Consider the following 3283-nt stretch of genomic DNA (forward strand, 5'->3'; position numbering starts at 1 on the left):
CGCCGCAGTACCGGCCGCCGGCGCCCCAGCGGCCGCCGACACCGTCGCACGGTCAGCCGCAGCAGCGGCCGCCACAGCAGCCGCAGTACCGGCCCCCGGCCCAGCATCGGCCGCCCACGCCCGCGCATCCGCAACAGCCGGTGCAGCAGCGCCCGCCGCATTCGGCGCAGCAGCCGGTGCAGCGGCCCCCGACGCCGGCCAATCCGCTGCCCTCGGCTGGAATGCCCTCGGCGCCGCTGCCTTTGCACCCGGACGCCCCGGCCAATCTGAACATGACGGCCAAGGCGACCATCGCCGCCACGCCCCCGGTGCGCGCCCGCGCGGGCACCGGTCCCGCCGCACGCGCGGATCGAATTCCCGCCAACGGCTTGCACATCGGCCGGACCAGCGACAACGAGATCGTCGTCAATGATCCGCTGGCCTCGCGCCGTCATGCCCGCCTCGTCTCGGACCGCGGCAATCTGGCGATCGAGGACCTGGGCTCGGCCAACGGCACCTTCGTCAACGGCCGCCGCGAACAGCGCACCGCGCTGCGCGAACGCGACATCGTCACCATCGGCAACATCGACTTCGTCGTCCAGGAGGGCACTCTCGTCCACCGGCAGCGGCCGGTCGCCGAGCAGGGCCTGCACGTGCACGGGGTCAGTTTCACCGTCGAGGGCAACAAACAGCTGCTGGTCGATGTGAACCTGCAGGCCGGGCGCGGCACCCTGACCGCGCTCATCGGGCCCTCGGGCGCGGGCAAATCGACGCTGTCCAAGCTCATCGCGGGCAACACCCAGCCCTCGGCAGGCGTGGTCACCTTCGAGGGCCGCGGCCTGCACGCCGAATACGAAGCGCTGCGCTCCCGCATCGGCATGGTGCCGCAGGACGACGTGCTGCACCGGCAGCTCACCGTCAAGCAGGCGCTGGGCTTCGCCGCCCAGCTGCGGCTGCCCCCCGACACCACCAAGGCCGACCGCAAGCGCGTCATCGACGGTGTGCTGGACGAGCTTTCGCTCACCCAGCACGCCGACACCCGCGTCGATCGCCTCTCCGGCGGTCAGCGCAAACGCGCCTCGGTGGCCATGGAACTGCTCACCGGCCCGTCGCTGCTCATCCTCGACGAGCCCACCTCCGGCCTGGATCCGGCGCTGGACCGTCAGGTCATGACCATGCTGCGCGAGCTGGCCGACGCCGGGCGCACGGTCATCGTGGTCACGCATTCGGTTGCCTGCCTTGACATGTGCGACCAGGTGCTGCTGCTGGCGCCGGGCGGCAAGACCGCGTTCGCCGGGCATCCGGGCAGCGTGCGCGACTTCCTCGGCACCAGCGACTGGGCCGAGATCTTCGCCCGCGTCGCCGAGGATCCCGACCGCGCCTTCGCCAATTACCGCTCCCGGCAAGCCTTCGCGCCCGCGCCGCCGGCCGTGCAGCAGGGCCAGCGCGCCAAGCCGCCGAAATCGAGTTCCTTCAAACAATTCTCGACACTGTCGCGCCGGCAGATACGGCTCATCTTCGCCGATCGCGGGTATCTCGCCTTCCTGCTGATCCTGCCGTTCGTCCTGGGCGGGCTCTCCCTGGTGGTGCCGGGCAAGAACGGCTTCCAGAAGGGCGGCTTCACCCAGATGCCGGACGGGTCGTTCGTGAACACGGGCGGCAGCGAGGCGCAACAGCTGCTGGTGGTGCTGATCCTGGGCGCCTGCTTCATGGGCTCGACGCTGACCGTCCGCGATCTGGTGGGCGAGCGCGCCATCTACTACCGCGAGCGCGCCGTCGGCCTGGGGTCGGGCGCGTACCTGATGTCCAAGGTCGTCGTGTTCAGTCTCGCGGCACTGCTGCAGGCCGCGGTCATGATGGGCATCGTGCTGGCGGGCAAGAAGCGGCCCGGGCCCGGCGTGGTGCTGTCGGCGGGCAGCGCCGAGCTGTACATCGACATCGCGTTGACGGCCGTCACCTGCGTGGTGGTGGGTCTGTTGCTGTCCACCCTGGCCAAGTCCAACGAACAGGTGATGCCGCTGCTGGTCGTCACCATCATGTGCCAGCTGGTCATGGCCGGCGGCATGATCCCGGTCACGGGCCGCGTTGTGCTGGAACAGGTTTCGTGGCTGTTCCCGGCTCGCTGGGGGTATGCCTCCGGAGCGTCCACCATCAACATCCGGGACCTGTTCGCCAGCGCGCAGCCCGATGCGCTGTGGAAGCACGAGTCCGGCATCTGGTACCTCGACATCGGCATGCTGGTGGTGCTCACCGTGCTGTTCTCGCTGCTCACCTGGTCCCGGCTGCGTTTGAAGAAGACGGCGGCGTGAGCACTGCGAGCGGGCAGCCGCGCGCTTCGCTGCGCGAGCAGGCACACTGATGGCTGTGACAGCTCGAGTAGGGGCAGTGCATCTCGGCTGGGACGTGGTCTCGGTCGCCGCCGGCGGCGGTGGCGCGCCGATCCGCCCGGTCCAGGTCGAGGGCACCTACACACCGCCCGCCTATCTGCTGGCGGACGCCTCCGGCCGCCTGCACACCGCCGGGGTGGACCGGCGCCCGGACGTCGGCATCGCCATCTCCGATGTGCGCGACATCCTCGGGCATCCGCAGATCGTGGTGGCCGGGGCGACCTGGCCCGCCGACCTGGTCTTCCGCGCGCGCCTGCACAATCCGCTGGCCGAGATCGTCAAACACCTCGGCGGTCAGGCGGACGTTGTCGCGGTGCCGTTCCCGGACGACTGGCCCGACGCCAAGGTCGAGGAGTTCATGCGGCTGGTCGAGCAGCTCGGGGTCGTCGCCGAACCGCTGCCCGAATCGGTGGCCATGTCCGGCTACGTGCGGGCACTCGGGCTCGTGCGCGCGCCCGGGCGGGGTCCCGCGGTCGGGGCCACCGGCGTCTACTCCGACGGCCGCGAATGCCTGGTCGTGGCGGTGGACGGTGACGACGAACAGCCCACCGAATCGGTGAGCGTGCGCATCACGCCCGAGGCGCTGCACCAGGCGCGCGCCGCGGACAACGTGGTCATCGAGGTCATGGCGGCCGCGCGGGCGGTGGGGGCCGACACCTCGACCGTGCTGCTGGCGGGCAACGTCTGCTTCAACGACGCCATTCGACTGGCGTTCCAGAACCATCTCGGGCACCGGTTCCAGGTGGCCGATCACCCGATGCACGCGCTGGTGCTCGGGGCGACGCATCTGCTGGTGAACGACAGCGAACTGGCCGAGGGTCTCGCGGAATCCGGTGCCCGGCAAGGGGACTCGGCGGGGCAGGGTGCGGCTCCCGCCGCGCCGCAGGCTCCCGCCGCGCCCGCGCAGTCACCGGCAG

Annotated in this window: 1 protein-coding gene and 1 pseudogene; both read left to right on the forward strand. The window is 70.8% G+C overall.

Annotation, left to right across the window (positions count from 1 at the left end):
• Positions 1–2288: ATP-binding cassette domain-containing protein (locus tag ABZ319_RS40260; RefSeq protein ID WP_354991857.1), on the forward strand; the 2288-nt coding region annotated here is incomplete at its 5' end.
• A 49-nt stretch (positions 2289–2337) separates the two neighbouring features.
• A pseudogene (locus tag ABZ319_RS40265) lies at positions 2338–3283 on the forward strand (hypothetical protein); the annotation flags it as partial.

Origin of the sequence: Nocardia sp. NPDC005978 (assembly GCF_040614455.1) — a bacterium.
Lineage (GTDB): Bacteria > Actinomycetota > Actinomycetes > Mycobacteriales > Mycobacteriaceae > Nocardia.